Genomic DNA, 24,073 nt, shown 5'->3' with positions numbered 1-24,073 from the left:
GGCTGACAGTTTTCGGCAATAATTTGCCGATCCCATTTCAATCAAACGCACGGCCCGGCGCGCCTACCTGCAAGCACGCGCCGGGCCGCGATTCAAACGCCCCGCTCCGTTCAGCTCCAGTTAGCGTGGAAGCTGCCCGGCTTGTCGACACGCTCGAACGTATGCGCGCCGAAGAAGTCGCGCTGCGCCTGCACCAGATTCGCCGGCAGACGTTCCGAGCGATACGCGTCGAAATACGCCACCGCCGACGCGAACGCCGGCACCGGCACGCCCGCGTTGATCGCGGCGACCACGACTTCGCGCAACGCCGCCTGATAGTTCTTCGCGATGTCGCGGAAGTACGGATCGAGCAGCAGATTGGCGATCGCCTTGTCTTTCGAATAAGCGTCGGTGATCTTCTGCAAAAAGCGGGCGCGGATGATACAGCCGGCACGGAAAATCTTTGCGATCGTGCCGTAGTCCAGATCCCACTTGTACTCTTCCGACGCGGCCCGCAACTGCGCGAAGCCCTGCGCGTACGAGATCACCTTGCTGAAATACAGCGCGCGGCGCACGGACTCGATAAACGCCTCGCGCTCGACGCCGAGCGGCTTCGCCTGCGGCCCTTCGAGCACCTTGCTCGCGGCCACGCGCTGATCTTTCAGCGACGACAGCACGCGCGCGAACACGGCTTCGGTGATCAGCGGCAGCGGCGCGCCGAGGTCGAGCGCGTTCTGGCTGGTCCATTTGCCGGTGCCCTTCTGCGCGGCGCGATCCAGGATCACGTCGACCAGATCCTTGCCGGTTTCGTCGTCTTTCTTGCTGAAAATCTTCGAGGTGATTTCGATCAGATAGCTGTCGAGCTCGCCCTGATTCCACTCGGTATAGACCTTGCCGAGCTCTTCGTTCGACAGGCCGACCACCTGCTTGAGCACCGCGTAACTTTCGGCGATTAGCTGCATGTCGCCGTATTCGATACCGTTGTGCACCATCTTCACGAAATGGCCCGCGCCGTCGGGACCCATGTAGGCGACGCACGGTTCGCCGTCCGGCGCCTTGGCGGCGATTTCGGTGAGGATCGGCGCCACCAGGTCGTACGCGTCGCGCTGGCCGCCCGGCATGATCGACGGGCCTTTCAATGCGCCTTCTTCACCGCCGGATACGCCCGTGCCGATGAAATGCAGACCGGACTTCGCGAGATCCTGATTGCGGCGAATGGTGTCGGTGAAATGCGTATTACCGCCGTCGATCAGAATATCGCCCTTTTCCAGCAGCGGTTTCAACTGGTTGATCGTCGCGTCGGTGCCTTCGCCCGCCTTGACCATCAGCAGAATGCGGCGCGGTTTTTCCAGCGATTCAACGAATTCTTCCAGCGTGAAAGCCGGCACCAGCTTCTTGTCCGGATATTCGGCGATGAGTTCGTCGGTTTTCTCGCGGCTACGGTTGTACACCGACACCGCGTGGCCGCGGCTCTCGATGTTGAGCGCCAGATTGCGGCCCATGACCGCCAGCCCCACCACGCCGATTGCCTGTTTGCCCATGTGAATTCTCCAGAGTCCAATAAATGTCGGGACGCCGCGCCGGGAAGAAACGTCGGCGGGACGTCGAGGGTGAAAGAATAAAAGAAATGCCGGCTTGCCGCTCGCTGGCAGGCAACGGACGGCCGATTTATTTACTGCGCGGACCTGCGTTGTTCTGCGCGTTCGTCAGACCCGTGCCGCATCCGCGTGTTTCCTGAAGACCAGGCTGAAGTTATTGGCCGGCATCGCGACCGGCTCCCCGGCGACGAGTCCCACCGAATCGCCCAACGCCACCACCGTTTCCATGTCGCGCACGCCCCATGATGGATCGCGGCTGCGCAACTGCTGGTCGAACGCCTCGTTGCTCGACGCAGTATGTGCGCCGCCGCGCCGGTACGGACCGTAAAGATAGAGCACGCCGCCGTCGACCAGACGCTGGCTCGCGCCCGCGAGCAGTGCTTGCGTCGCGCTCCACGGCGAAATGTGGATCATGTTGATGCAGACCACGGCGTCGAGCGTGTCGATACCCCAGTCGGTTTGATGCACGTCGAGCGCGAGCGGCGCGCGCACGTTCGCGAGGCCGGCCTGCGCGGTCCATGCGGCGATCGACGCGCGCGCGTGCGCATCGGCATCGCTCGGCTGCCAGTCGAGTCCCGGCAACGCGCCGGCAAAGCAGATGGCGTGCTGGCCGGTGCCGCTCGCGATCTCGAGCACGCGGCCGGTGGCCGGCAGCACGTCGCGCAGCACGGCGAGGATCGGTTCGCGATTGCGTTCGGCGGAAGGCGAGCGTTGCCGCAGCGCAAGAGGGGAATCGGTCATGGTCGGCTCGGGATTCTGCTCGGGGTTTAACGCAAGCTTCAGCTTGGAATTCTGCTCGGCGTTCGACGCCAGGTTCAAACTGGTTTTGCAGCTTGTTTTGCTGCCTGGTTTCAGTACAAGGTCGTACGCACACGCTCGTCGAGTTCGCGGTCGTAAGTCGCGGCGTCGAAGCTCGCGCCGTTGATGCGCCGGTGAATTTCGCCCGCGCTCGGCAAACGCGAACGTTCGACATGCCGCGCCGGATCCCACAGTTTCGAGCGCACCAGCGCTTTCGAGCAATGGAAATAGACCGTGTCGACGTCGATCAGCAGCACGGTGCGCGGCAGTTTACCAACGACCGCGAAACTGTCCAGCCATTTGGGATCATTCGTGATACGCCCGCGGCCGTTCACCCGCAAACTCTCGCCCACGCCGGGAATGACAAAGAGCAGCGCCAGCTTCGGCTCGGCAATGATATTGCGCAGACTGTCGATACGATTGTTGCCAGGGCGGTCCGGCAACGCGAGCGTGCGTTCGTCGATCACGCGCACGAAACCCGGCGCGTCACCGCGCGGCGAACAGTCGAGGCCTTCGGGGCCGGCCGTGGCGAGCACGACGAACGGCGCGACCTCGATGAACGCGCGATAGTCCTCGTTGATATAGGGAATCTCCTTGCGCACCGCGCGCTCGTGCGGCTGACCATAGATGGCTTCGAGCTGGTCGATCGTCGTCAACATTCGGGGTTCCTTTGCGTCGCGGGTGTCGTTCCGGTTCGAGCGAGCGCGGCGCTGTTCGAGCGCTACGGTCGGCCTTGTACCGTCAACTTTCAAGTTTCAACTTTCAATCGAGCGCCAGCCGTCCGGCCAGCGCGGTGAGCGTGTCGGCGCAAGGCGCCGCGAGTTTCAGCGCCAGCAGCGGATCGGCGCGCGTACGTCCCAGATTGATCGCCGCGATCGGCTTGCCCTGCTTCTGCGCCCACACGCAAAAACGGTAACCGGAGTAGACCATCAGCGACGAACCGACCACCAGCACTGCATCCGCCGCGTCGAGCGCATGCGAGGCCGCTTCGACGCGCTCGCGCGGCACGCTCTCGCCGAAGAACACCACGGCCGGTTTGAGCAGACCGCCGCACTGCGAACAGGCCGGCACGCGAAACGTGTCGAGCGCGTGCCATTCGAGATGCGCGTCGCCGTCGGCGGCAGTTTCGGCGGTCACGTTCAGCAACGCGGGATTGTCCGCTTCGAGCGTCTGCTGGATCGACGCGCGAGAATGTTGCATGCCGCAGTCCAGACACGTCACGCCGTCGATGCCGCCGTGCAGCTCGATCACGTCGCGGCTACCCGCCCGCTGATGCAATCCATCGACGTTCTGCGTGACGAGCGTCGGCACATGACCGGCGGTCTGCAACCGGGCCAGCGCGACATGCGCGGCGTTGGGCCGCGCGTGCGCGACCACCGGCCAGCCGACCATGCTGCGAGCCCAGTAACGCTGACGCATGGCCTGCGTGCCGAGAAATTCCTGCAACGTGATGGGCGGCGAGCGCTTCCATTCGCCGTTGTCGTCGCGATAGCCCGGAATGCCCGAATCGGTGCTGATCCCCGCGCCGGTCAGCACGAACAGACGCGGATGACGCTGCACGAAACGGTGCAGGTCGTCCAGCGTGTGGGATTCGTTCGAGGGGTCGAGCGGCGCGGACTGAAGGTCGGTCATGACGGGTGGGATGGTGGAATGCGGGGCTTTTTAGAGGGTGCCCGGCGAGCCGCCCTAAGCTGGGCCACGACGTTGACGCGGCCTGCTTTGGCGCCTGGGCGTGATCTGCTGAGGCACCGATGCCTTAGCCGCCTGACGCTCCTGACGCTCTCGCCATTGCGCAAGCGCGGCATGATAACGCTCGAGCGCTTCGTCGTAGAGATCGAATACACACGGATTGCAGCCGCTGTGACAGCACTCGTCGAGATCGGGCTGCACGGGCGGCACCGGCTGCGGGTCGTCGTGGAGTGTGGCTCGAGGCACGGCAAATCGCGGTCCGTGAAGGAGAAAGCGCTCAGTATAAGTTGATCTCCGGCACTGTGCCGCTGGTGCCCTTCGCCGGCCGCCGGCATCAGCCCGTGTGGCCGTCAGCCCATCTCATCCCCGCCCAACGAACGGCATCTTGCTCGCCATGATGGTCATGAACTGCACATTCGCCGACAACGGCAGTTCGGCCATATGCAAGATCGCGTCGGCCACGTGCTGAACGTCCATCAACGGTTCGATCATGATTGCGCCGTTCGCTTGCGGCGTGCCCTGTGCCATCCGCGCGGCCATGTCCGTGGCCGCATTGCCGATGTCGATCTGCCCGCACACGATGTCGTACGGACGGCCGTCGAGCGAGACGGCTTTCGTGAGGCCGGTGATCGCATGCTTGGTCGCCGTGTACGCGATGCTGTGAGGCCGCGGCGCATGCGCCGAGATCGAGCCGTTATTGATGATGCGCCCGCCACGCGGGTTCTGCGTTTTCATCAGACCGAAGGCCGCTCGCGTGCACAGGAACACGCCGGTGAGATTGGTATCGACCACCGCGCGCCATTCGTCGATATCGAGTTCGTCGATCTCGACCGGCGCGGCGCTGCGGCCGGCGTTGTTGAACAGCAGGTCGAGCCGGCCGCGCCGCTCGCGGATGACGTCGAACAACGCGGCGACGCTCGCGGCGTCGGTCACGTCGCAGGCGACCGCCAGCGCGTCGCCGCCGAGTTGTTGCGCTTCGCGCGCGAGCGCATCGAGCGGCGCCTGGCGCCGACCGGCCAGCACGACGCTATAACCGTGTTCCAGCAGCTTGAGCGCGCACGCGCGGCCAATCCCGCTGCCCGCGCCCGTTACCAGCGCGACCTTCTTGATGCCTGCTCCCGTCACCACGTCTCTCCTGTCTAACAGAGTCGGTGCTATGGCGCCGACTCATGGTCCATCAGCAATAGTCGCTGTTGTTCTGCCAAGGTCCAGACCCAGCGAAACGATGCCTTTCAAAGCGCTGTCATTAATTTTCGGCGCTATGCGCTGCTACGTTGCGCCGCGCATCAATGGTATCGTTCGATGTTGCGCGCCGCTCGCGCGATTCAAGACCTTCCCAGGACGGAGGAAGGCTGACCGGAAGTACGCTTTATGACTGAACACTCTTCGCCGCATGGCGCCGCACCGGCGCCATTGCGCTGGCCGCGCACCGGCTACCCCGCCATGCTCACGGCCACAGCTGCCTGGCACGTCTTCGTGCTGGCCGGCGTGTTGCTGACACCCTCCATGTGGCCCTGGTGGCTGGCCGCGATGTTCGCGAATCACGCCGTCTTCACCGTGGCCGGCCTGTTGCCGCGCACCTCGCTGCTGGGTCCGAACTGGACCCGCCTGCCCGCCGGCACGCAGAACGCCGACGCGATCGCGCTGACTATCGACGACGGTCCCGACCCTGTCGTCACGCCGCAAGTGCTGGACCTGCTCGACGCGCTCGGCGTGCGTGCCACGTTCTTCTGCATTGGTGCGAAGGCGCAGCGCTACCCGGAACTCGCGCGCGACATCGTGGCGCGCGGGCATACGCTCGAAAACCACTCGCAGGTTCACGTGCACACGTTTTCCGTCACGTTGCCGGGCTCGCTCACGCGCGAGATCGACGCCGCGCAACGCACCCTGGAAGCGCTGAGCGGCGAGCGGCCGATGTTCTTCCGCGCACCGGCAGGCCTGCGCAATATTTTCCTCGAACCCGTGCTGCGCAAGCTCGATTTGCGGCTCGCGGCGTGGACGCGGCGCGGCTACGACACGCGTGAACGCGATCCTCATGTGGTGACGCGGCGCTTGCTCGACGGTCTCGCCGCACGCGACATTCTGCTGCTGCATGACGGCAACGCGGCCCTCACGAGCGACGGCCGGCCGCTGATCCTCGCCGTGCTGCCGCGCGTGGTCGAAGCGGCGCGCGAACAACGTCTGCGTTTCGTCACGCTGCGCGAAGCGCGCGTCGAGCACTGACGCGCGCCGCCTACGCGCCCCGGCGCTACACGCGGAAATCCGCCGCCATGTCCTCATCGGTGCGTGCTTCGAGTTCCCCGCTACGGCACGCCTTCAGGAACACGTCGTAATCGCGTTCCACCTGATCCGCGTACGCCGTAGCGTAGCCGGTCAACGCCTCCGCGAACTGATCGCCGCGCCCGATATACGCGCTGATTTCGATCGCCTGGCCACTCGCCTTGGCATGCGCGCGCGCCATGATCCAGCCGCATAGCCGTGCGTACCCCTCCAGCAGATCCGTGTCGAACAGCTCGATATTCGCCGACAGCTTCATGTCGCGCAGTTGGCGAAAATAGAAATGCCGCCCCGACGGGCCGGTCGCCCAACCGAGAAAAATATCGCTGGCCGCCTGCAACATGCGCTGCCCGCCGACCACCCGCTGTCCTTCGTGCTTATACGCCGGCGACTTGTGAAACTGCGCGATCACCGACTTGCGCGCTTCCTTGATCTGGATGAAAAGCGGCTTGCCCATGTGATCGACGTTCAGCAGCACGAGGCAGCGCGTGCCCACGCTGCCCACGCCCACCACTTTGAAAACGAGATCCTGCGCGGTGAAATGACCGAGCAATTCACGGCGGTCGTGCGATAAGGTGCTCAGGTACTGGTCCCACATCGGCTCGATCAAGGTGCGCCAGTTGCCGATGCTGAACCAGTCGTCTTCCGGCGAGAACAGCGTGTTCGCGCCGTGCACGTGAAACATGCCCGGCGGCGCATCGCGAATCGTCCAGGCCTCGCCGTCGAACTCGGCCATTTTCTCCAGCAGGCTTTCATGCGTGCGGCTCGCCGCCTTTTCCATGCCGCGCCGCACCGCGCGGCGTCGTTCCGGCGTGAGCGCTGTCTCGGCCATCAGATCGAATGTGATGCGGTCGTACCAGAGCTCAAGTGCTCCGCATTGCGCGTATTGCGCCATGCGGTCGCGATAGGTCGACACCGCCGTCATCACCAGATGCTCGGCCGTGCCGCGGCTCAGGCGCATATGACGCGCGGCGACCACCAGGCTCGCCGTGAGCCGCTTGAGATCCCATTCGAATGGACCGACCGCCACTTCGTCGAAGTCGTTCAGATCGAAGACGAGTTGCCGTTCGGGCGTGGCGAAGCCACCGAAGTTCATCAGGTGGCCGTCGCCACAGATCGTCATGACGAGCCCGCTGTCATGCACCTTGCTCAGGTCATGCGCCTGCAGGATCGCGGTGCCACGGAAAAAGGTGAAGGGCGAGACCGCCATGCGCCCGTAGCGCAGCGGCACGAGGTTTTCAACGCGGCCTTCGCTGCTTTGCCGGAGCAGTTCGACCGGATCGCGATCCAATTCGCCGACCGCTTTATGGCTCGAGCGCTTCGAGTGCTCGCGGGCGGCGCGGCCACGGGCCTCGCGTTCGGCAATGGTGCTGGCTTTCATGCTCTTCTCCGTTTTTGTGAATCTTCACGATCGGTTCTAGAGACGACGTGTGCGGGCACGATAAAGCGGAACGTCCGGCGCATGAGCGTGGCGGCTGGAACAGCCGTCGCCACGAGCCGGTAGCCATGCTAGCAGACCGATCGGTAAAAAGGTGACGCCATCCATTTCGCATGACTGAGCCGCTCGCTCGGGTTTTCCCACCGACACCGGCGGAAAAGTTGCGGCTGCAACGATCGCCCAGTTAACGGACGAAATTACCGGAAGCGTCATCTCAAACTAACTATCTGGTGAATTTTGCGTTTTCATGGGTGCGGGCACTTCAGCAAAAAAGATTCGCGCCGTTTACCAGTACATACAAACTTTTTTGTGGCGCACGAGAAAAGTCCTTCGAAAAAGGGCCCGTTCTTGATCGATCGTGTTCGATCACGCGTCAGGCAAGATAATCGGAGAGAGTATGTTTGTCGCAATCGGTTGGGTGCTGGTGATCGGTTCTGTGATCGGTAGTTTTGTCGGCGTGGGCGGCCACGTGCTGGCACTCCTACAGCCGTTCGAATTACTGTGTATTTTCGGCGCGGCGATCGGCGCGTTTGTCGTGAGCAATCCGACTTCCACGCTGAAGAAGACCATCAAGGCGATCCCGTCGTGCTTCAAGACCGGCGGCTACACCAAAGAGAAATATCTCGAACTGATCGCGCTGCTGTACGAGTTGCTTCAGAAAGCCCGCAAGGAAGGCATGATGTCGCTCGAAGCCGACGTCATGGCGCCTGAGGAGAGCGTGCTGTTCCAGAAATACCCGCACGTGCTGGAAGATCATCACCTGCTCGATTTTATCGTCGACTATCTGCGCATGATGTCCGGTGGCAACGTGAACGTGCTCGAAGTGCAGGACCTGATGGATGAGGAACTGGCCACGCACCACGCGGAAGCTTCGGTCGCAGCCAATGCAATTCAGAAGATGGCCGACGGCCTGCCCGCGTTCGGCATTGTCGCGGCCGTGATGGGCGTGGTTCACACCATGGGTTCGGTCGGCGCGCCGCCCGCCGTGCTCGGCGAAATGATCGCCGGCGCGCTGGTCGGCACGTTCCTCGGCATTCTGCTCGCGTATGGTTTTATCGGCCCTGTCGCCGATCTGCTGAACGCAAAAGCCCGCGCCGCCGCCAAACCGTATCAGTGCGTGAAGGCCGTGCTGCTTGCGTCGCTGTCCGGCTACGCGCCGCCGATCGCCGTCGAGTTCGGCCGCAAGGTGCTGTTCACCGCCGACCGGCCGAGCTTCCAGGAGCTCGACGACGCCGTGCGCGCCACCAAGATGCCGAAGTCGGCCTGACGCGGAGCGGCATGATGAGCGAAAGACAGTCGCGCGCGTCGCAACAGGTGGAGACGCCCGCGCCTGTGATCGTGCGCCGCATGCGCAAGGGCGACGATCACGGCGCGCATCACGGTGGCGCCTGGAAGATTGCGTACGCCGATTTCGTCACGGCGATGATGGCGTTCTTTCTATTGATGTGGCTGCTCGGTTCCACGTCGAAGTACGACAAGCAGGGCATCGAGGATTATTTCAACACGCCGCTGTCGAGCCTGCTCGGCGGTAACCAGGGCACCGCCGCCGCGCGGCCGAGCGTGGTGCAGGGCGGCGGCCGCGATATCTCCGACACGCGGCCCGGCGACGGCAAGAAGAGCCAGACCCAGCCCACCCCACCGACCACGGCGGCACCGACCGTCTCGCCCGCCGATGCGGCTCGCCTCGAACAACTGAAAGCGAAGCTCACCACGCTGATCGAACAGAGCCCGGCCTTGAAGGCATTCAAGGATCAGATCCGCATTTCGATCACCAACGAAGGCCTGCGCATCGAGATCGTCGACTCGCAAAACCGGCCCATGTTCGCCTCCGGCAGTTCGAAGCTGCAACCGTATGCGGTAACGATCCTCACGCAGATCGGCGCCGCGCTCAACGACGTCGACAACCGTATTTCGATTGCCGGCCACACGGATGCGGTGCCGTACACCGCGGGTCCGGACGGCTATTCGAACTGGGAATTGTCGTCGGAGCGCGCCAACGCCGCGCGCCGCGCGCTGGTGGCGGGCGGCATGCACGGTGAGAAGCTATTGCAGGTGCGCGGACTGGCCGACGTCTTGCCGCTGAACAGCAAGGTCGTCGACGAGCCGACCAACCGCCGCATCAGCATTCTCGTGCTGAACAAGGCGGCGGAACTGGCCTTTTTCCACGACGGCGGCCGCACCGCGATCGACGAAGCGACACCCGCAAGCTCGGCCATTCCGGCGGTCGTGGAACGTCTGCAGCCGGTGGCCGCAACGCATGGCACGCCATAGCTTTTCTCGCCGCTGTTGGACCTGCGCAACCTGAACGCATGCGATCGATAGCGCACACTGCGCAGCCCCGGTGGCGCGTATAAAATCGATCGCATGCGCCCTGCCCCTTATCAGCAACGGGAGCCCGATCTTCCGCTGCATACGCCCAGTGTTTCGTCGGTGACGTTGGCGTCGATTATCGCCGTCATCGCGTGGCTCGCGATCGTCGCGCAAGCCGGCGTGACGCTCAACCGTAAGCTTTCGCATGGGCTAACCGTGCTGGACGGGCTGGCCCGCATGAGCAGCTACCTGACCAACCTGACTGCGCTGGCCTGCGCAATCTGTTTCACCTGCGTGGCGCTGCGTGGGCTCAGGTCGCCGCTGGCGCGTTTTTTCCGGCAACCGACGGTCGTGACCGCGGTGGTCGGCTACATGGTGTTCGTCGGTATCGCCTATAACCTGCTGTTGCGCGGATGGTGGACGCCGACCGCGTTCAGGATGCTGCTCAACGAGTCGCTGCACAGCATTTTGCCGATGCTTTCCGCGCTTTACTGGCTCCTGTTCGTCCCGCGCTTCCAGCTGAAACTGCGCCACGGTCTGCTGTGGCTCGTGTATCCGCTGGCCTATCTTGCCGTGACTTTCTGGCGCGGCGGTGCGTCCGACTACTACCCCTATCCGTTCATCAACGTCGGGCGGCTTGGCGTCGCGCATGCGGCACTCAATTCCGCGCTGCTGTTCGGCGGATTCCTGATGCTGATGGCGGTGTTCGTCGGCATCAATGCGCGCCGCCGACATTGACTCCGTAACGCGCTTCACGCGTTTTCGGCCCCCGTTCCGTGGTGTTCCCGGGCGCGCTTCTTGCGCCCCGTCTGGTGGACGTACGCCGCCCCTCGCCGGGCGGTTGCGCGAAACCCTGGCGTAGCGGCATTGCGATTGCAGACGCCCCACGCGTAAATATGACAATGGGAGCAAAAACGTATGGACACGAATTCAGCGGAAGGCGCGCTCAACGAAGTCGCGGGCAAAGTGGAAAGCGCGGTTGGGGATGTGTTGGGCGACACCGGCACGCAACTGGCCGGCAAAGCGCGAGAGCTCAGCGGCAAGGCGCAACAGCTTTGTGCAAGCACGACCAGCCTCGTGCGCGAAACCACGGCCGAAAGTCCGTTTACGGCGATTGCGGTGGTGGCGTTGGCCGGCTTCGTCGCCGGTGCGCTGTGGGCGCATGGGCCGTCCGGGCGCGACTATCGCCGGTGATCGAAGCCGGTAATTGAAGCCGGCAATTGAACGCTCGCCGCGGAAGGCGAGCGGACGAGCGGCGGGTGACCGGACCCCGCCGCTCGTCCGGTTAACGATCAGCTCACAGCGGCATCGCACCACGCGATCGCCCACGACTTCGCGCATGAGATTGCATCGGCCTCGTTCGCGAAGGCATCGATATCCCCGGAATCGTGCGATTGCACGTGCTCGTTTTTTCGCGCCGCACGCGTGATCTTCGCCCTCGCGTAATAAGCCCCGTCTTCCGCGTGACGTGCACGGCAATCGATATGGAAATGCTGGTAATCGAACTGCATGAGTTCTCCTTCTGGCGTATGAACTTGCCCGTTGGTGCCGTTGATGCCGTTGCTGACGCATCGCCCGTACCCGGCGATTCAGAGCCGAATGCGCAAAACTGTAGTGCGCGAAACGCCAGGCATCGCCGAAGGGCGCGCTCGGGCGCTGCGTTCCACGCTCGGCGCCGGCATCCACCGATCGCCGGCCGGCGAGATTCGCTTTGCTGTCCCCGCATTTTTCCCATACCGTTGTACTCGCAACGGCATCCAAATTGCTGCACGGTATCCGTTGGATCGCGACGCTTCGGAGTTCGACGCTTCGCCAGCCTGCATTGACCTTTCAATGGAGTCGACAAAACGTCATGCCCACGCATACCGATCATCCGGATTCGAGCGGCGCACCCGCCGCCACACCCGATCAACCCACGCCCGATCAACCTTCACGTCGCCGCTTTCTGCAAACCGCCGCCGCTGCCGCGACGGTCGGCGCCGCGCCACATTTGCGCGCGCAAACGCAGACACCGGTCGCACCGCCTGCTCCAATGCGGCAAGCCGTGCCGCCGCGGCCGGTCACGTTGACCGTCAACGGCCGCACTTACACGCTGCAACTCGAAGCGCGCGTCACCCTGCTCGACGCGTTGCGTGAATACGCGGGGCTGATGGGCACGAAGAAAGGTTGCGACCGCGGCCAATGCGGCGCCTGCACGGTGCTCGCCGACGGGCGCCGTATCAACTCGTGTCTGACGCTGGCAGTCATGCACGAAGGCGAGCAGATCACGACCGTTGAAGGTCTCGCCACTAACGGCGTTTTGAGTCCCATGCAACGCGCGTTCATCGAACACGACGCGTTTCAGTGCGGCTACTGTACGCCCGGGCAGTTGTGTTCCGCGACTGCCCTGCTCGACGAATTCCGCAACGGCACGGCCAGCACCGTCAGCGCCGATGTCCGCAACCGTCCCCCGCAACTCTCCGACGCGGAAATCCGCGAGCGCATGAGCGGCAATATCTGCCGCTGCGGCGCGTACGCGAACATCGTCGCCGCAGTGCGCGCGGTGCACGACGGCGGTGGCCAGACCGGCAACGCAGCGACTGGCCCGCTTCAAGGCCAGCTTCAAGGCCAAGTGCAAGGCCCGTTGCAAGACAACCCCCAGCGCAACGCGTAAAGGAGCGACCAGCATGGATGCGATCTCTTACGAACGCGCCGGCGACATCGCCGGCGCCGTGCGCGCGGCGCAGCAGCCGGGCGCGGTGTTCATCGGCGGCGGCACCAATCTGCTCGACCTGATGAAGGGCGGCGTGGCACGGCCGCTGCGGCTGATCGATATCACGCATATCGGCGGACTCGACACGATCTCGACGCAGCCCGGCGGCGGCATTCGGATCGGCGCGCTGGTACGCAATAGCGACGCGGCCAATCACGCGCTGGTGCGCGAGCAATACCCGTTGCTTTCGCAAGCATTGCTGGCGGGCGCGTCATCGCAACTGCGCAACATGGCGACCGTCGGCGGCAATCTGCTGCAGCGCACCCGCTGCGGTTACTTTTACGACACGGCCTTCACGCAGTGCAACAAGCGCGTGCCGGGCAGCGGCTGCGCGGCGCTCGACGGTCTGAACCGCACACACGCGATTCTCGGTGCGAGCGCGCAGTGCATTGCCGTGAATCCGTCCGACATGAGCGTCGCGCTCGCGGCGCTCGATGCGGTGGTCCGCGTCAGCGGTCCGGCCGGCGAACGCGCGATTCCGTTCGCCGAATTTCATCGACTGCCGGGCGATCGTCCCGATGTCGATACGACCTTGCAGCCGGGCGAATTGATCACCGCCGTCGATCTGCCGCCGCCGCTCTTCAGCAGCCACGCGCATTATCTGAAAGTGCGTGACCGCGCCAGTTACGCATTCGCGCTGGTGTCGGTGGCGGCCGCTTTGCAGATGGACGGCGATCGGGTGAGCAGCGCGCGTATCGCTCTCGGCGGCGTCGCGCATAAACCGTGGCGCGCGGGCGCGGCGGAACAGTTGCTCAACGGCCAGACGCTCACGCAGGACACGCTGCGCAATGCGGCCGCCGCCGCTTTACGCGATGCGCGTCCGCAACGCGACAATCGCTTCAAGGTGCAACTCGCGCAGCGCGCGATCGTGCGTGCCGTGAATCAGGCCGCCGGCCGTGCGGGAGGTGTCGTATGAATCTGATCGGACAACCGGTCGACCGGATCGACGGTCTGCTCAAAGTGACCGGCGAAGCGCGCTACGCCGCCGAATTTCCCGAAGCGCGTCTCGCGCATGCGGTGCTCGTGACCAGCACGATTGCGCGCGGCACGATTGCGTCGATCGACGCAAGCCGCGCGCAGGCTTTGCCCGGCGTGCTGCTGGTGATGACCTATCAGAACGCGCCGCGTCTGCCGAACGGCGGCAAGCCGGCGCTTGCGCCGCCCGCTGGGCGGCGTCTGTCGCTGCTGCAGGACAACGAGGTTCACTACAGCAACGAGCCGGTCGCGGTGGTGGTCGCCGATACGCTCGAACATGCCACCGATGCCGCGCGCCAGTTGCGCATCACCTACCAGAGCAGTGCGGCGACCGTCGACTTCACGCAGGCGAAACCGAACGCGCACGCGCCGGACCGGCCGCAAGGCAGGCAAACCGATACGCAGCGCGGCAGTTTCGACGACGGCATGCGCAGCGGCGCCGTGCGGGTCGACGCGACTTACACCACGCCGATCGAACATCACAACCCGATGGAGCCGCACGCCACGATGGCGCGTTGGGACGGTCCGCAACTCACGCTCTACGACGCCACGCAGGGGGTGAGCAGCGCGGCGCAAGCCATCGCCAAAACGTTCGGCATGTCGCCCGCCGACGTGCGCGTGATCTCGCCGTTCGTCGGCGGCGGCTTTGGTTGCAAGGGCTCGTCGTGGTCGCATGTGTCGTTGTGCGCGATGGCCGCGCGGCAGACCGGGCGGCCGGTGCGGCTCGCGCTCGAACGGCCGCAAATGTTCGGCCCGGTCGGCGCGCGGCCGCACACCGAGCAGCGTTTCATTCTGGCCGCGCGCCCCGACGGCACGCTGACCGCCATGCGTCACGACAGCCTGTCGAATACCTCCGTGATCGAAGACTGGACCGAGACCTGCTGCATGGTCACGCGCATGCTGTACGCGGTGCCCAACCAGGTCACCACGCACCGCATCGTGCCGCTCAACCTCGGCACGCCGACCTTCATGCGCGCGCCGGGCGAGACCACCGGTTCGTTCGCGCTCGAATCGGCCATGGACGAACTCGCGGTCGCGCTGCACATGGACCCGCTCGCTTTGCGCCTGAAGAATTACGCCGAAGCCGATCCGCAGGAAAACAAGCCATGGTCGGGTAAGTCGCTGCGCGAGTGCTATCAGATCGGTGCGCAAAAATTCGGCTGGTCGCGGCGCAGCGCCGCGCCGCGTTCCATGTGCGACGGCAACGCGTTGATCGGCCTCGGCATGGCGACCGCGACGTACCCGGCCAATCGCAGCGAAGCGGCGGCGATAGCGCGGATTCTGCCGGACGGCACCGCGATGGTCGCCTCCGGCACGCAGGATCTCGGTACCGGCACCTACACCGTGATGACCCAGGTCGCCGCCGATGCGCTCGGCTTCGCGCCCGAGCACATCCACTTCGCGCTCGGCGATTCTTCGCTGCCGCGCGCGCCGGTGTCGGGCGGTTCGCAATCGGCGGCGAGCGTGTCGCCGGCCGTGCGCGACGCAGCCAACCAGGCGCGCAGCCAGCTGATCACGCTGGCGCTCGCCGACGAGGCTTCGCCCGTGTACGGCATCGCGCTCGAGGACATCACGGTGATCGACGGCTGGGTGACGAGCCGTTCGCAGCCGGGCAAACGCGATCCGGCGGCGGCGATCATCGCACGTTCGGGCGGCAAGCCGATCGAGGCGACCTCGACCGTCAAACCCGGCGACGAAAAGCAGAAGTACTCGTTTCACTCGTTCGGCGCGGTGTTCGTCGAGGTGCATGTCGACGCCGAACTGGGCACGATTCGCGTGCCGCGCGTCGTGGCCGCGTACGACGTGGGCCGTGTGCTGAACCTGAAGACAGCGCGCAGTCAGTTGATGGGCGGCATCGTCTGGGGAATCGGCGCGGCGCTGCAGGAGGAAACCCTGCTCGATACGCGCTACGGTCGCTTCACCAACGCGAATCTCGCCGAGTACCACGTGCCGGTAAATGCGGATATCGGCGCGCTCGACATTACGTTTATCGACCGGCCCGATCCGTATATCAACTCGCTCGGCGTACGCGGCATCGGCGAGATCGGCATTACCGGCGTACCAGCCGCGATCGCGAATGCGGTGTATCACGCGACGGGGGTACGGGTGCGCGATTTACCGGTCACGCTCGATAAGGTGATGGGCGCGCTGCAGGTGTGAGGCTCGCGCAGCGGCGAGCCTCGACGATAGCCGTGTGAATTTAGACAGCAAGCGCCATGCGTATGCATTGGCGCTTGCCTGTGCCTGGGTTGCATCGCACAATCGGTCTCATTCTTTCTACCGGTGCCCGCCCATGGCCTACGCCTCACTTGCCACTGGCGTGTTGCTCGCCGCCGGCTTCGGCTCCCGTTTCGATCCCGAGGGCCTGCACAACAAACTGTTGGCCCGCATGCCCGACGGCACGCCGGTCGCACATGAAGCCGCGCATCGACTGCTGCGGGTGGTCACGCGGGTGCTCGCGGTGGTGCGGCCGGGTTCGGACGCGCTCGCGCGACTGCTGAACGACGCCGGTTGCGACGTGGTGTTCGCCGCCGACGCCGAGCGCGGCATGGGCGCGAGCCTCGCCGCCGGCATCGAGGCCAGCGACGATTCCGAAGGCTGGATCGTCGCGCTGGCAGATATGCCGCGCATCGCCACCGCCACGATCGAGGCCGTGGCCCACTCGCTCGATGGCGGAGCATCGCTGGTCGCGCCGTTCTACCAGGGGCAGCGGGGGCATCCCGTTGGCTTCGGGATCGAACATCGCGATGCATTGCTGAGGCTCGACGGCGATACCGGCGCGCGCGCTTTGTTGATGTCGCAACGAGTGACGCGACTGGACGTCGACGATCCGGGTATTTTGCGGGACGTCGATACGCCAGACGATCTGCTCAGAATCTAGTGGCTTGATCTTCGTGGGGGTTTAGACGGATACTGTATATCCGTACAGTATTTTGCCCGTATGAACCGCATTTCAATCGAACCGTCTTTTGCCGCCTGGCGCCGCGCGGCGCGAGCCGTGCTGCGCCAGGAGATCGAGCCGGCGCAGATCGACTGGGTCGAACTGGAAGGCGACGCCGCGCAGGGCGGTGGTTCTTCAGAAGCAGGGCAAGAAACGACGCACGCGGCGACGGTTGGCACGGCAGACGTGGTGGCTACGTCGGCGAATTCGGGCGCTGCCGTCCCAGCCGCCATCCCACGCGAACTGCTGTCGCGCTTGAAAGCGGCCGCCTGCTACCGTGCGCCCGACCGCTGGGCGCTTCTTTACCGGATCCTCTGGCGCTGGACTCATGGCGAGCGCCAGGTCATCGCCCTCGACGACCCCGACGGCGCTCAACTCGCGCACCGCATGCAGTCGGTCGACCAGGAAAGCGAAGACCTGGTGGCGCTCACGCTATTCCGCCGTCGCGATCCGTCAATGGGACTGCCGGAGTTCGTCGGCTGGTACGAGCCGCGTCACGATTTGCTGGAACACGCCGCCGCGTACTTCGGCAAGCGCATGGGCGATTCCACATGGATGCTGGCCACGCCGCAGGGCGCGGCGTTCTGGAACGGCATGCTGCTGCGGATCGGCCGCCCGGCCACCGAGGAAAGCACCGAAGCCGCTCACGCCTTACCCGCCAGCGCCATGACCGGCGAAGCGATCACCAGCGAACCCACCGAGGCGCTGTGGCTCGCCTGTTACGCCCGCGCCTTCAACGCCGAACCGGCGCCGGTGCCGCTGCGTTACTGGCGCACGCCGGCGGCCGGCCCACCGTTGCCCGCCCGCCTCGCGCGCGAACGCAGCCGTCTCGGCGCGCAGAGCAGCGTCGTCACCGTGCCGGAGCGGCCGCCCATCGAATATTCCGCGGTGACGCCACCGTTGCGCGAGCCGACCGGCCCGCTCGCCACCTGCCGGCGCTGCGCGTTATGGCGCAACGCGAAACAGGCGGTCGCGGGCGCCGGGCCGGCTCGGGCGGCGCTCATGGTGGTCGGCGAACAGCCCGGCGAGTACGAGAACCAGCACGGCGAGCCGTTCACCGGACCCGCCGGTCAGTTGCTCGATACCGTGCTCGCGCGTGCCGGTCTCGAACGCTCGGCGTTGTACCTGACCTATGCGGTCAAGCATTACAAATGGGAGACGCTCGACCAGCAGCGGATTCATCGCACGCCCGCGCCACGCGAGGTCGAGGCTTGCCAGTACTGGCTGGATCGGGAACTGGCGCAGATCGGGCCGCGCGTGGTCGTGACGCTCGGCGCGACCGCGCTGAAAGCGCTGAGCGGCGCGCACGTCAACCTGTCGGAATACCTCGGGCAGACCATTGCGCGAGACGGGCGCCTGATCGTGCCGACGTGGCATCCGTCGTACGCGCTGAGAACCGCCGATGCACGGTTGCGCGAGGATATCGTCGCGGCGATCGTGAGCGCGTTCAGGCGTGCGGCGGAGTTGGCCGCTGAAGGAACGTCGTGTTGCCGTTAGACACCCTAGCCGCCCGCTCATCGATGCCGAACCGGCCCACCGCACCACCAGCAAAGGTGAGTCAATTCAGGAGTAGACGATCACTTCAAGGTGAGCCGCTACGGGAGGCCACACCCGCTCATGCCACCCAGGCACACCGCTTGCGCTAGCCACAACGGCCACGCAAATCTCGCCGTTTCCGCCTAAGCTGATGAGACGCCGCGATTTCCACGCCGCGCTAATACCGCGCTCACGCGCAACACCGCATGACCGTCACGCCAGCGCCCCGCACCGGGCAGGCGCCCCTGAAACCACTCCACGTCCCATGAGCGAAACCAGCCCACGCCTGTTCATCGTCTCGCCTCATTTCGACGACGCTGTCTTCAGTTGCGGCGAACTCCTCGCCGCCCATCCCGACACGGCGATCTGTACCGTCTTCGCCGCGCCGCCCGAGCAGGAGATGCATACCGAATGGGATGAAAAGTCGGGTTTCACGGGCGCATATCAAGCCATCCATGCGCGCACGCTCGAAGACAACCTCGCGCTCGAGGTGCTCGACGCGATTCCACTGCGCATGCCGTTCCGCGACGGCCAGTATCGCGACTCGCCGTCGATCTCCAAACTGGCGGCGGCGCTGGAAGAAACCATTTACCGCACCACCGCGAACACCTTGCTGATGCCGCTCGGTCTGCATCACGACGACCACGTGCGGGTTTTCGAAGCCTGCTGCGAAATCCTGCCGCGTCTGTCGCATCTGGAATGGTTCGGTTACGAGGAAGCAATTCATCGGCGCACGCCCGGCGTCGTGCAGGCGCGCCTCGCCGATCTCGTGCAGCGCGGCGTGGTCGCCACGCCGGCGCAGCCGAGCGCCGGCCATACGATCGACGTCCAGCGTCGCGCGCAACTCAAACGCGAAGCGGTCAATGCGTATGGAAGCCAGTTGCAGGCATTCGGCGCGGGCAATTACGACGACGTCTTCGCCACCGAACGTTATTGGCAGTTGAGCGTGGGGCGTCGGGTCAGAAAGTAAGCGGACAGGCCGACGTGCAAACGTCCAGGCTTGAAGAGGAAAGAACAGCCGGCGCGAGGCGCGGCCGCGGTCGAACGTCGACCGTTAGTCGAGTCGTTAGGTGTCAGCCGGCTCGCGCATCGCTCAACCACGAGGTGACGCCATGAGCTATGACATGCATACCAGTCCGATTCCCGATCCCAACGCCGATCCGAATCGCGACCCCGAGGCCGATCCGCTGGTGCCGCCGTCGCCCGGCCATCACCCCGAGGAACCGCAGCGGCCCGACGGGCCGCCGGACAAGGACCCGGTGTAGAGAACCGTATGGCCGGCGGCGCGACCTGGCACCCATCAAGCCGCCGCGCGCAAACAGCGGCGGCGGCCCGAATCAACGCATCAGTTCGGTGAAGCCCTGCAACAGACGGTCGATATCGGCGGCGTGAATATTGCCCATCGTCGAAATGCGGAACAGTTCGGCCGACAGCCCGCCCTGCCCTGCATAGATGACGAAACCGCGCGCCTTCAACGCATCGTGCAATTGCGGATACGCAATCCCGCCCGGCAGGCGATACGCGCGCAGCACCACCGACGACTGCTCCGGCGGCAACACGCTGTCCATGCCGCGCGCCGCCAGCCCTACCCGCGCCTGCTCCGCGAGCGCCGCATAGCGTGCGTGGCGCGCGCGCCAGCCGCCTTCGTCCGCGAGTTCGCGCAGCGCTTCGACGAGCGCGTAATACGCGTGCACCGACGGCGTGAACGGCGTATTGCGCTGATCCTGCAAACGCGCGAGACGGCCGAGGTCCAGATAGTACGTGCGGCTCGCCGCCTGTTCGAGCGCCGCGCGCCGCACCAGCACGAACGACGCGCCCGGCACGCCATGCAGACATTTGTTCGCCGTGGCGGCGACCGCGTCGAGGCTGCTGTCGGCGAAATCGATCGCTTCCGCGCCGAAGCTGCTGACGCCATCCACCAGCAAACGCAATCCGCGTTCACGGCACAGCGCGCCGAGCGCCGTCAGATCGTTCAGCCGGCCGGTGGTCGTCTCGTGATGAATCACGGCGAGGTGAGTGAACGCCTTGTCGGCGTCGAGGCGTTCGGCGATCTTCGCGAGATCCGGCGCCTGCATCCACTCGTGTTTGAGCGACTCGTGCGCGATGCCGTACTGCGTGGCGATCTGCGAAATACGCTCGCCGTACACGCCGTTTTCCACCACCAGCAGTTTGCCGTTTTGCGGCACCAGCGCCGCGGTCATGCTTTCGACGGCAGCCGTGCCGGAGCCGGTCATCAGCACCGCTTGCCACTCGTTCGCGTCGAGGCCGTACAGATCGACCAGACGCGTGCGCGCCTCTTCCTGCAAGTCGAAAAACTCGCTTTCGCGATGGCAGAGATCCGTTTGCAGCAGGCTGTTGCGGACACGTTCGGTGAGCGTCACCGGGCCTGGATTGAGTAGCAGCATGAGCGCTCCTTGACTTGTACGTTGTGCGCGTTGCGCGTTAAGCAGCGCCGATGTGGCGCATCAGACGCGTCTTGACATCGGGCGGCGTGATGGTGGGACGCGGCAGGCCGTCGGGCGTGCCACGGCGAATCGCCAGACGCGCGAAGCGCGGACCGTCGAGCGGCGCACCGCCCAACAGTTCGTCCAGCACGCCGACGTCGTCGCTTTCAACCGCCGACGCGTAACCGCACGCGGCAGCCACGCCCGCGAACGACACCTGCGACGACACCGTCGCCTGGCCGCCGGTGGAATCGTGCGCGCCGTTGTCGAGCAGCACGTGCGTGAGATTCGCGGGGCCGTAAGCACCGAGCGTCGCGAACGCGCCCATGCGCATCAGCGCCGCGCCGTCACCGTCGAGCGCGACTACGTGCAGGTCTGGACGCGACAGCGCGAGCCCCAGCGCGAACGGCGTCACGCAGCCCATCGAGCCGACCATGTAGAGCTGGTTCGCACGGTCGTCGATCGCGTAGAGTTCGCGCCCGCAAAAACCGGTCGATGCGAGCACAACCGTCGATTCCAGCGGCGTATGCGCGATCACTTTCTGCAACGCGTCGTGACGCGACGCGAGTTCGTTCGCCGCGACGTTCCGGAATGTCGAACGCGCCTGCACCGGCACGCGGCGCTCGCCCGCGCCGCTGTCCTTCAACTCGTAAGGCGCCACGCTGCCCTTTTGCATGACGAGCGCGTACGGCCGGCCGGTTTCGTCCATATGAGCGATCGCGCGATCCAGCGCCGGGCCGATCGCGTCGGCCTCGGTCGGGAAGGTCTCCCACGGAATGTCCATGGTCTCCAGCATCTGCGGCGTGACCGGGCCCATCAGCGCATGCTGCGGCTCGTCGGCCACACCCGGCTGACCGCGCCACGTGACGATCAGCAGTTGCGGCAAACGGAACGTCCACGTCAGCGAGGTCAACGGGCTCACGGCGTTGCCGAGCCCGGAGTTCTGCATCATCGTGATGCCGCGCCGGCCGTTTTGCGCGCCGAGCGTGACGCCCGCGATCAACGCGACCGCGTCGCCTTCATTCGCCGCCGACACATAGTGCAGCGATTCGTCCTGCAACACGTAATTGATGAACGGCGTCAGATACGAACACGGCACGCCCGCATACCAGTCGAAGCCGCGCGTGCGCGCCGCTTCGACGAACTGTGCTGCCTCGATCATTGCGCGGCTCCGCTCGCGGCGTCCGTGGCGGCAACGTTGGCCGCGAACGGCGCTTGCGCATGCGCGAAGTCGCCGGCGCGACGGAAATCTTCCAGGTCGTTCACACCGCGCCAGTGGCCGTGCACGTACTGCACTTCGATCGACTCACCCGCTTCGATCAGCGCGTTCAGCAGCGCGGGCATATCGAGCGTGGCGAAATCCGCGCGCGCCTGCAACTGGCTCAACACCGCCGCCAGACGCGGCTGACCCGCTTCGCGCACGTTCAGCAGACCGACCCAGCGGCCATGCGGCGTTTGCGATGCGATGGCCGACGACGCTTCCTGCCCGCTCGACACGTGACGCAGCGTCACCTTGTTCCCGAACAGACCGCGATCGTCACCCGCCGAGCACCACGCGAAATCGCGCACGCTGGCGTTTTCCGCCTCGGTCAGCGACGAATCGACCACCACGCTGAAGGCCGCTTCGCTCTCCACCAGATCGCGCAGGATATAGCTGCGGAACAGCAGGTCGCCGTACGAGATCACCGTGTCGCCCGACAGCTTGGCCGCAGCGCAGGCGAGCGAAGCGAGTTCGCCGCTTTGCGCGTGCTGTTCGTTGACCACCAGCTTGATGCCGGCCGTGTCGATCGCATCGGCGCGATACCCGCCCACCACCGTAATGTCGTTGACGCCCTGCTTCTTGAACGCGTCGACGAGCCAGCGCAGCAGCGGCTTGCCGGCGATCGGCAGCATCACTTTCGGACGGTCCTCGGTGACGGCTTCGAGGCCCTTGCCGCGGCTCGCGGCGAGCACCACGGCGGAACCCGCCGACGCGCTCGACAGATAGCGGTCTTCCGCTTCCGAATACTCGTCGGCGTCTTGCAAACGGAAGATCTCGTTGACGGCGGCAATGCTGTCTTCAACGTTGACGAGCGTTTCGCTCGAATGAATCTCCTTGGCGACGGCTTGCATGGCCGAGGTCGCCGCGCGGATCAGATGGTTCGCCCAGATCACCGTGCTGATGCCCGCTTCGCGGAACACTTCGGTCGGCGTGCTGTAGTACTTGGTCGGCACGATCACGAGCGGGCCGCGGCCGGCCCATTCGCGCGCGAATTCGAGGATTTCGTCGGGACGCGACAGCTTGCTGTGAATCAGGATCGCATCCGCGCCGGCTTGCCGGTACGCTTCCGCGCGGCGCAGCGCTTCGTCCATGCCCCAGCCGGCGATCAGCGCTTCGACGCGCGCCACGATCGAGAAATTCTCGTCCGACTGCGAGTCCTTACCGGCCTTGATCTTGCCGCAGAACTCGTCCATATCGGCGAGCGGCTGCGCTTCGCCGTTAATGAAGCTATTGGTCTTCGGGAACTGCTTGTCTTCGATACACACGCCGGCAATGCCGCGTTGTTCGAGCTTGCGCACGAGACGGCGCACGTTGTTGAAGTTGCCGTAGCCGGTATCGCCGTCCAGCAGGATCGGCAGGTCGCTGGCGTCGGCCATGAATTCGAGGTTGTCCACGACCTGGGTCCAGCTCGCTTCGTTGTTGTCGCGCACGCCGAATTGCGCGGAGATCGCGAGGCCCGAGCCCCAGATCGCCTTGAAACCGGCTTCGCGAACGATGCGCGCGGAGAGGCCGTTATGGGCTTCCATCATGAATTCGAGTTCGTTGCTGACGAGCATCTGGCGCAGACGCGCGCTACGGGACGTGGGGACGAAAGCGGGTTCGCGGGCATTCATGTTCTTTACTCCTGATGGCGGGCTTATTGGCGCTCTTTTTTGCCCGGCTGGCGACTGGAAAATGGCGACTATAGCGGAATTTTTATTAATTCGTCTTTCCGACGACTTCAGCCCGCATTTCTTGCGATTAAGTGGAAAATTGTGTCGTTTTTTGCATTTTCGAGCCGCGTTGACGGATTTGCTATTTATTGGCGTTATGTGCGGTTTTGACGCAAAGGCCGGCGACCAGGCGGGGCTCGGGCGACCGGGGCGCACGTCTGGTTTTTTGCAGACAAGCGGGCGCGAGCCAATCTGCCTCGCTGAATAATCCATTTATTTTGATGGGATTTTATTTTTCAGCCACTTTAATCGCACGACGTCGGCGGCAATGCACCGCATACAGAAAAAATTAACAACCCGATATAAATCAAAAACATTTGTTTCACCCGGCGTATAAAAACATCGTCGCGCCGGCTCAGCGCT

The 24,073-nt window shown here is 64.8% G+C and carries 24 protein-coding genes; 13 read left to right on the top strand and 11 right to left on the bottom strand.

Annotated features, from left to right (window positions below; genetic code table 11):
* Window positions 1–110: 110 nt before the first annotated feature.
* From gndA to BX591_RS23980, 6 genes are all read right to left on the bottom strand, one after another.
* On the bottom strand, window positions 111–1,520 hold the full coding sequence (gene gndA / locus BX591_RS24005; protein WP_111933798.1) for an NADP-dependent phosphogluconate dehydrogenase: 1,410 nt from the start codon (window positions 1,518–1,520) through the stop codon (window positions 111–113).
* A gap of 165 nt (window positions 1,521–1,685) precedes the next feature.
* Window positions 1,686–2,318, bottom strand: coding sequence for a DUF938 domain-containing protein (locus BX591_RS24000; RefSeq protein WP_111933865.1), 633 nt, complete (start codon window positions 2,316–2,318; stop codon window positions 1,686–1,688).
* A 110-nt stretch (window positions 2,319–2,428) separates the two neighbouring features.
* Complete coding sequence (locus BX591_RS23995; protein ID WP_111933797.1) at window positions 2,429–3,034, bottom strand: pyridoxamine 5'-phosphate oxidase family protein; 606 nt, start codon at window positions 3,032–3,034, stop codon at window positions 2,429–2,431.
* A gap of 103 nt (window positions 3,035–3,137) precedes the next feature.
* Window positions 3,138–4,007 (bottom strand): NAD-dependent protein deacetylase, encoded by an 870-nt coding sequence (locus BX591_RS23990; protein WP_111933796.1) that lies wholly within the window; start codon window positions 4,005–4,007, stop codon window positions 3,138–3,140.
* Between the two features lie 54 nt (window positions 4,008–4,061).
* The gene (locus BX591_RS23985; protein ID WP_244147042.1) at window positions 4,062–4,265 is read right to left on the bottom strand and encodes an oxidoreductase-like domain-containing protein; all 204 of its coding nucleotides are present in this window, start codon (window positions 4,263–4,265) and stop codon (window positions 4,062–4,064) included.
* A 159-nt stretch (window positions 4,266–4,424) separates the two neighbouring features.
* Window positions 4,425–5,189, bottom strand: coding sequence for an SDR family oxidoreductase (locus BX591_RS23980; RefSeq protein WP_111933794.1), 765 nt, complete (start codon window positions 5,187–5,189; stop codon window positions 4,425–4,427).
* Window positions 5,190–5,435: 246 nt separating this feature from the next.
* On the opposite strand from BX591_RS23980, the gene BX591_RS23975 reads away from it, so the two are divergent.
* Window positions 5,436–6,287, top strand: coding sequence for a polysaccharide deacetylase family protein (locus BX591_RS23975; protein WP_111933793.1), 852 nt, complete (start codon window positions 5,436–5,438; stop codon window positions 6,285–6,287).
* A gap of 25 nt (window positions 6,288–6,312) precedes the next feature.
* Here BX591_RS23975 and BX591_RS23970 read toward each other — a convergent pair whose 3' ends face one another.
* A complete protein-coding gene (locus tag BX591_RS23970) occupies window positions 6,313–7,722 on the bottom strand; it encodes a DUF2252 domain-containing protein (protein WP_111933792.1) in 1,410 nt (469 codons plus the stop codon).
* A 454-nt stretch (window positions 7,723–8,176) separates the two neighbouring features.
* On the opposite strand from BX591_RS23970, the gene motA reads away from it, so the two are divergent.
* The 4 genes from motA to BX591_RS23950 all read left to right on the top strand — a co-directional run bounded on the left by motA (window position 8,177) and on the right by BX591_RS23950 (window position 11,283).
* The gene (motA, locus tag BX591_RS23965; protein WP_111933791.1) at window positions 8,177–9,046 is read left to right on the top strand and encodes a flagellar motor stator protein MotA; all 870 of its coding nucleotides are present in this window, start codon (window positions 8,177–8,179) and stop codon (window positions 9,044–9,046) included.
* Window positions 9,047–9,060: 14 nt separating this feature from the next.
* Window positions 9,061–10,050: a flagellar motor protein MotB gene (gene motB / locus BX591_RS23960; protein WP_111933790.1), complete on the top strand. Its 990-nt coding sequence runs from the start codon at window positions 9,061–9,063 to the stop codon at window positions 10,048–10,050.
* A 93-nt stretch (window positions 10,051–10,143) separates the two neighbouring features.
* Window positions 10,144–10,827 (top strand): Pr6Pr family membrane protein, encoded by a 684-nt coding sequence (locus BX591_RS23955; protein WP_111933789.1) that lies wholly within the window; start codon window positions 10,144–10,146, stop codon window positions 10,825–10,827.
* 180 nt (window positions 10,828–11,007) lie between these two features.
* Complete coding sequence (locus BX591_RS23950; protein WP_111933788.1) at window positions 11,008–11,283, top strand: CsbD family protein; 276 nt, start codon at window positions 11,008–11,010, stop codon at window positions 11,281–11,283.
* Window positions 11,284–11,381: 98 nt separating this feature from the next.
* Here the strand turns inward: BX591_RS23950 and BX591_RS23945 are convergent, their stop codons facing one another.
* Window positions 11,382–11,600, bottom strand: coding sequence for a hypothetical protein (locus BX591_RS23945; protein WP_111933787.1), 219 nt, complete (start codon window positions 11,598–11,600; stop codon window positions 11,382–11,384).
* Window positions 11,601–11,941: 341 nt separating this feature from the next.
* Between BX591_RS23945 and BX591_RS23940 the strand changes: the two genes are divergently transcribed.
* The 7 genes from BX591_RS23940 (at window position 11,942) to BX591_RS36570 (ending at window position 19,558) form a co-directional block, all read left to right on the top strand.
* A complete protein-coding gene (locus tag BX591_RS23940) occupies window positions 11,942–12,742 on the top strand; it encodes a 2Fe-2S iron-sulfur cluster-binding protein (RefSeq protein WP_244147039.1) in 801 nt (266 codons plus the stop codon).
* Between the two features lie 13 nt (window positions 12,743–12,755).
* On the top strand, window positions 12,756–13,757 hold the full coding sequence (locus BX591_RS23935) for an FAD binding domain-containing protein (RefSeq protein WP_111933786.1): 1,002 nt from the start codon (window positions 12,756–12,758) through the stop codon (window positions 13,755–13,757).
* Window positions 13,754–15,976, top strand: a complete 2,223-nt coding sequence (locus BX591_RS23930; protein ID WP_111933785.1) for a xanthine dehydrogenase family protein molybdopterin-binding subunit — start codon at window positions 13,754–13,756, stop codon at window positions 15,974–15,976. The genes BX591_RS23935 and BX591_RS23930 overlap by 4 nt, the downstream gene beginning before the upstream one ends.
* Window positions 15,977–16,109: 133 nt before the next feature.
* Window positions 16,110–16,697 carry a nucleotidyltransferase family protein gene (locus tag BX591_RS23925; protein WP_111933784.1) on the top strand — a complete coding sequence of 196 codons (588 nt, stop codon included), beginning with the start codon at window positions 16,110–16,112 and terminating at the stop codon, window positions 16,695–16,697.
* A 60-nt stretch (window positions 16,698–16,757) separates the two neighbouring features.
* Window positions 16,758–18,254 (top strand): UdgX family uracil-DNA binding protein, encoded by a 1,497-nt coding sequence (locus BX591_RS23920; protein WP_111933783.1) that lies wholly within the window; start codon window positions 16,758–16,760, stop codon window positions 18,252–18,254.
* Between the two features lie 304 nt (window positions 18,255–18,558).
* Window positions 18,559–19,263: a PIG-L family deacetylase gene (locus BX591_RS23915; protein WP_111933782.1), complete on the top strand. Its 705-nt coding sequence runs from the start codon at window positions 18,559–18,561 to the stop codon at window positions 19,261–19,263.
* A 142-nt stretch (window positions 19,264–19,405) separates the two neighbouring features.
* Window positions 19,406–19,558, top strand: coding sequence for a hypothetical protein (locus BX591_RS36570; RefSeq protein WP_167444599.1), 153 nt, complete (start codon window positions 19,406–19,408; stop codon window positions 19,556–19,558).
* Between the two features lie 72 nt (window positions 19,559–19,630).
* Here BX591_RS36570 and BX591_RS23910 read toward each other — a convergent pair whose 3' ends face one another.
* From BX591_RS23910 to aepX, 3 genes are read right to left on the bottom strand one after another with little or no spacing between them, the layout of a single operon-like run.
* Window positions 19,631–20,698, bottom strand: a complete 1,068-nt coding sequence (locus tag BX591_RS23910) for a 2-aminoethylphosphonate aminotransferase (RefSeq protein ID WP_111933781.1) — start codon at window positions 20,696–20,698, stop codon at window positions 19,631–19,633.
* A gap of 37 nt (window positions 20,699–20,735) precedes the next feature.
* On the bottom strand, window positions 20,736–21,899 hold the full coding sequence (gene aepY, locus BX591_RS23905) for a phosphonopyruvate decarboxylase (protein WP_111933780.1): 1,164 nt from the start codon (window positions 21,897–21,899) through the stop codon (window positions 20,736–20,738).
* Complete coding sequence (gene aepX, locus BX591_RS23900; RefSeq protein ID WP_111933779.1) at window positions 21,896–23,611, bottom strand: phosphoenolpyruvate mutase; 1,716 nt, start codon at window positions 23,609–23,611, stop codon at window positions 21,896–21,898. The genes aepY and aepX overlap by 4 nt, the downstream gene beginning before the upstream one ends.
* Here aepX and BX591_RS36200 point away from each other — a divergent pair.
* Entirely contained in the window at window positions 23,610–23,918 is a 309-nt protein-coding gene (locus BX591_RS36200; RefSeq protein ID WP_146749812.1) for a hypothetical protein, read from the top strand. The genes aepX and BX591_RS36200 overlap by 2 nt on opposite strands.
* Window positions 23,919–24,073 lie beyond the last annotated feature (155 nt).

The sequence above is a fragment of the Paraburkholderia bryophila genome (assembly GCF_003269035.1).
Lineage (GTDB): Bacteria > Pseudomonadota > Gammaproteobacteria > Burkholderiales > Burkholderiaceae > Paraburkholderia > Paraburkholderia bryophila.
This window is presented reverse-complemented; position numbering and strand designations above follow the sequence as displayed.